Below are 4,996 nucleotides of genomic sequence, written 5' to 3'. Positions count from 1 at the left end.
CGCCGTCCTGGCCGCCGGAGGCTTCTGCTGGGTCGTCAAGTTCGTCGTGATCGCGGCGAGTGACGGCGCTGTCTCGGGTATGCCGAACACGGCCACCGCCATCCTGTACATCTCTGCCGTCGCATTCATGGCGCTCGGGATGGCCGGCCTCGGCGTGGCACTGCTCTCCGGCCGCCACGTCATGTTGCGGATCCTGGGCGCCGTCGCAGGTCTGTTCGCCTGGGTTGTCAGCTACATGGTCATCGAGGGCATCGCCATGGCGATCGTCGGCGACACCGACCCGGCCTGGCTGGGTGATGAGATCGGGATCGTGGCCACCGGCGCGGTGCTGATGACCGTCGGGCTGCTGCTCTCTCGCCGATCTCCACGCGGCCGTACGTCGAGGTCGCCCGTGCAGCCCGAGCGGGTCTGAGCCGGCGAGGCTCAGAGTCGCCGTCGCAGCGCCACCGGCAACACGCCGGTGGCGCCGACGGGGCCGAATCAGTCCGGGCTGATGTTCTGGTTGAGCCTGAAGAGGTTCGTCGGGTCGTACGTACGTTTGAGCGCCTTGAGCCGGTCGTACTTCTCGGCGCCATAGGCCCGACGGACCCGCTCCTCGCCCTCCTCCATGAGGAAGTTGACGTAGACGCTCGTGTGATGGGGTTCGAGCGCCGACCAGTAGCTGCGCGCCCAGTCGCGCTCGGCCTCGAAGCCCTCGGGGGTCATGCTGTTGCCGTTGATGTTGAACGTGAACCCGGCCTGTCGCCCGTTGAACGCCGTCGCGTCGTCACCGACCCGGGCCACGGCCCCACCCATCTGCCACAGCGCGATGCTGGTGATGGGTGAGGTGATGCGGCTGCCGTGCTCGACCATGATGTCGATGACGTCGTCGTTGAGCTCGGCCACGTCGCAGGACCGGACGTAGTACGACCATCCGTGCTTGAACGACGGGTCGAACATCTGCTGATGGGCCAGGTAGGGCTTGGGCATGCACAGGTCGAGCACCGGCGACCCGAACTCCTTGAGCGGCCGGACGACTCGCTCGCCGTCCTCGATCGGGCCTGCGTAGCACGCCGTGATCCCGATGATCAGCTTGCCGACGAGTTCCGGAGGGACGGTCGGCAGCGCCGGCGCCCGGCGTTGCACGACGATCGTCATGAGCTCGTCGGGGCAGTCCGCGACCCAGTCGCGATGGAATCGCAGCACCTCGCCGGCATCCTCCATCGCCCAGAACACCGGACCGGCCACGACGTACGGCCCCAGCTCGTTGAGCCGGAACTCGAACTCTGTGACGATGCCGAAGTTGCCCCCGCCGCCTCGCACACCCCAGAACAGGTCGGCGTTCTGGTCCTCGCTCGCGGTCAGCACCTCGCCGTCGGCGGTGACGACGTCCACCGACAGCAGGTGGTCGATCGTGAGGCCGTACTTGCGCATGATCCAGCCGATCCCACCACCGAGCGTCAGGCCGGCCATGCCGGTGTGGGTGACGATGCCCGATGTCATCGCGAGGCCGAATCCCTGCGTCTCGCGGTCCAGCTCGCCGAGCAGCACGCCGGCCTGGGCCCGCACGGTCCGCTTCTCCGGGTCGACCCGCATGCCCTTCATCGCCCCCAGGTCGATCAGCAGCCCGTCGTCGCACACCGACAGCCCGGGGAAGCTGTGACCGCCACCTCGTACGGCCACCAGCAGGTCTCGCTCCTTGGCGAGACCGACCGCGGCGCGGACGTCGGCGACCCCGGTGCACCTGGCGATGAGTCCCGGATGTCGGTCGATCGAGCCGTTCCACACCTTGCGATGCTCGTCGTATCCCCGATCGTCCGGGCGGATCAGCTCGCCGCGGAACATGGCCTGCAACTCCTCGACGGCCGTGCCGTCGATCAACGCCCCCGGAGCCAACGCACTCATAGGATCGCCTCCACCTCGCAGGTTCGCACACAGGTGGCGGAGCGACAATAGCTCTACTTGCCCACGTTGCGCTGCCGGGTCACCTGTGGAGCCTCGGGGATCCCTTGTATGCCGCCTCCGGCGGGACGCCTTCGGCGCGAAGGGCGTCCGCGTCGATGGGGCCCGACTCGAGTCACTCGCTTGATTCACTGAATGAGGAAGGCCCTCCACCCCAGACAAACGAACAGAAGGCCCGCCACCGCAACTCGGTGGAGGGCCTTCCTCATTCAGTGGAGCCGAGGGGACTCGAACCCCTAACCCCCTGCTTGCAAAGCAGGTGCGCTACCAATTGCGCCACGGCCCCGTGATCGTGCTGGTCCGGGTCAGACCTTGTCGCTGGCGGCCGCCCAGGTGTCGGTGGGCTTGCTCTGCTTCGACTTCGACAGTGCCCAGAAGACACCGGCCGCAGCGAGCCCGAGGGCGATGATCTTCTTCATGGAACCTCCTGTGCGAGTGGGCGTACGAGGACTTGAACCTCGGACCTCATCCTTATCAGGGATGCGCTCTAACCAAGCTGAGCTATACGCCCGCAACAGCGGTGAACTTTACCTCAACCACTTCGGCGATCACGAATCGGGGGACCTGCGGCGACCAAGGAGCCGCGCGCCCTACTTCTCCTCGGCGAAGGTCACCTCGACACCACCGAGGAGCTGGGCCGCCAAGTTGTAGAGATGAGCGCCGATCGTGGCCAGTGCCGTGGTGAGGATGACGTTGATCGCGGAGAGCACGAGGGTCAGTCCGACCATGCGTCCGAACCCGAGGTAGTCGGTGATGTTGAAGCTCGTCGAGTCGTCGCTGAGCACCGAGGTGACGCTGCCGTTGATCTGGTCCCAGACGCCGGTGGCCTCCATGACGACCCAGAAGATCGACACCGCGACGACAGCCACGATCATCATCGAGACCGAGATCGCGAACGCCAGACGGGTGACCGACCAGGGCTCGACATGGGTCAGCCGGAGGCTCGCGCGCCGCGTCGAACCCGACTCCGGCGTCGGGGTGAGCGTCGCGCCGGACGTGGTCTTCTTGTTATCGCGATCGAGGACCTTCTCGACCTTCTCCTTGACCGCCGGAATCACCGCGGTGGTCGCAGGCGACGGCTTGGTCGTACGCGCGTAGTCGGCCGCCGTCAGCGGACGTCCGCCGCGCGACGCACTCTGCCCGTCGCCGGAGTCGTCCGCGGACCTGTCGTCCGACGCGTCGTCGGAGGTCTCGGGCTTCGGAGCCGGAGGAGCCGTACGGGGACGGCCCTTGTCGGTCTGCGCCGACGACGATCCATCCTTGGCTGCCGAGGACTGCTTCGCGGTCTTCTTGGCCGGGCGGCTCGCGGGCTTGGGGATCCGCGGGATCTGCTGGGTCGGTGCCGCGTCGCCCGCGCCGGAGCCCGGCGCGGAGGTCGGGTCGTGCTTGTCGTCTTCGGTCACTGATCCTGGTCCTCGTCGGTCGACGTCGGTTCGGCCTGGGCCTCGTCCTGGGGGAGCTCGGTGTTGCGCGCGATGGTCACGACCCGGTCATCCCCCTTGAACTTCACGAAGCTCACTCCCATCGTGCCACGCCCTGTCGGATTGACCCCTGAGACGAGGCTTCGAGTGACCTGTCCCATGGCCGTCACGGAGATGACGTCGTCGGTGTCGACCAGCACCAGGCCACCGACGAGCTCACCGCGATTCTCGGTGATCTGCATGGCCTTGATGCCGAGACCGCCTCGCCCTTGCAGGCGGTACTGCTCGACCGGGGTCTTCTTGGCGAAGCCGCCGTCAGTGACCGTGAAGACGAAGAGCTGGTCCTCCTCGGGCACCTCTGCGGACTCCAGCGCGCCGGCAGAACGCCGGATGACCGACATCGAGAGCATCGAGTCGTCGGCGCGGAACTTCATGCCGGTGACGCCGGAGGTCGCGCGCCCCATCGGCCGGAGCTGCTCGTCGTCCGCACGGAACCGGATCGCCTGTGCCTTGCGCGAGATGAGGATCAGGTCGTCCTCGGGGGTGACCAGCTCGGCGCCGATCAGCTCGTCGTCCTCGTCGCGGAAGTTGATCGCGATGACGCCGGCCTGGCGCGGGCTGTTGTAGTCACCGAGCCGGGTCTTCTTGACCAGGCCCTTCTTGGTCGCGAGCACCAGGTAGGGAGCCTGTTCGTAGTCGCGGATCGCCAGGACCTGCGCGATCTCCTCGTCCGGCTGGAATGACAACAGGCCGGCGACGTGGCCGCCCTTGGCATCTCGTCCGGCCTCGGGCAGCTGGTAGGCCTTGGCGCGGTAGACGCGGCCGGCCGTCGTGAAGAACAGGATCCAGTGGTGTGCCGTCGTCGGGAACATGTGCTCGACCAGGTCGTCGCCGCGCAGGGCTGCACCGCGTACGCCCTTGCCGCCGCGGTTCTGGACGCGGTAGAGGTCGGTCTTGGTGCGCTTGGCATAACCACCCTTGGTGATCGTGACCACGACCTCCTCGTCGGGGATCAGGTCCTCGTCGGACAGGTCACCGTCGGCCGGGATGATGTGCGAGCGGCGGTCCTCGCCGTACTTGTCGACGATCGCGGTGAGCTCGTCGGACACGATCTGCCGCTGACGCTCGGGCTTGGCGAGAATGTCCTTGTAGTCGGCGATCTCACGCTCGAGCTCGTCGAGGGTGTCCATGATCTTCTGGCGCTCGAGCGCGGCCAGGCGACGCAGCTGCATCTCCAGGATCGCGTTGGCCTGGAGCTCGTCGATGTCGAGCAGGCCGATGAGGCCCTGGCGCGCCTCGTCGACGGTCGGGCTGCGGCGAATCAGGGCGATGACCTCGTCGAGCGCGTCGAGCGCCTTGGCGTAGCCGCGGAAGATGTGCGCCTTGGCCTCCGCCTCGTCAAGGAGGTACTGGGTGCGCCGCTGGATGACCTGGATCTGGTGGTTGATCCAGTTGCTGACGAAGCCGTCGAGCGTCAGGGTGCGCGGGACCTCGTCGACGAGCGCCAGCATGTTGGCGCTGAAGTTGGTCTGCAGCTCGGTGTGCTTGTAGAGGTTGTTGAGCACGACCCGGGCGATCGCGTCCTTGCGGATCTCGATCACGATGCGACGGCCGACGCGCGACGACGACTCGTC

4 protein-coding genes and 2 tRNA genes are annotated in these 4,996 nt (G+C 67.0%); 1 reads left to right on the top strand and 5 read right to left on the bottom strand.

The genetic code is table 11. The features are described from left to right. Positions 1-412: hypothetical protein (locus V6M46_RS06350; protein WP_332662948.1), on the top strand; the 412-nt coding region annotated here is incomplete at its 5' end. A 68-nt stretch (positions 413-480) separates the two neighbouring features. Here V6M46_RS06350 and V6M46_RS06345 read toward each other — a convergent pair. The 5 genes from V6M46_RS06345 to V6M46_RS06325 all read right to left on the bottom strand — a co-directional run. Then, positions 481-1,884 carry an FAD-binding oxidoreductase gene (locus V6M46_RS06345; protein WP_332662946.1) on the bottom strand — a complete coding sequence of 468 codons (1,404 nt, stop codon included), beginning with the start codon at positions 1,882-1,884 and terminating at the stop codon, positions 481-483. Between the two features lie 270 nt (positions 1,885-2,154). Beyond that, a tRNA-Ala gene (locus tag V6M46_RS06340) sits at positions 2,155-2,227 on the bottom strand. Between the two features lie 150 nt (positions 2,228-2,377). Continuing rightward, positions 2,378-2,452: transfer RNA gene (locus V6M46_RS06335), tRNA-Ile, on the bottom strand. Positions 2,453-2,531: 79 nt separating this feature from the next. Further along, positions 2,532-3,344, bottom strand: a complete 813-nt coding sequence (locus V6M46_RS06330) for a DUF3566 domain-containing protein (protein ID WP_332662944.1) — start codon at positions 3,342-3,344, stop codon at positions 2,532-2,534. Further along, positions 3,341-4,996: DNA gyrase C-terminal beta-propeller domain-containing protein (locus V6M46_RS06325; protein WP_332662942.1), on the bottom strand; the 1,656-nt coding region annotated here is incomplete at its 5' end. The genes V6M46_RS06330 and V6M46_RS06325, both read right to left, overlap by 4 nt.

It is taken from the genome of Aeromicrobium sp. (genome assembly GCF_036676885.1).
Classification (GTDB): Bacteria; Actinomycetota; Actinomycetes; order Propionibacteriales; family Nocardioidaceae; genus Aeromicrobium.
The sequence above is the reverse complement of the archived record's forward strand: the minus strand, read 5'-3'. Positions and strand labels throughout refer to the sequence as shown.

Bases quoted from the DNA above. Each gene is read 5' to 3' on its own strand.
- V6M46_RS06345 (WP_332662946.1), bottom strand. From the start codon at position 1,884: ATGAGTGCGTTGGCTCCGGGGGCGTTGATCGACGGCACGGCCGTCGAG.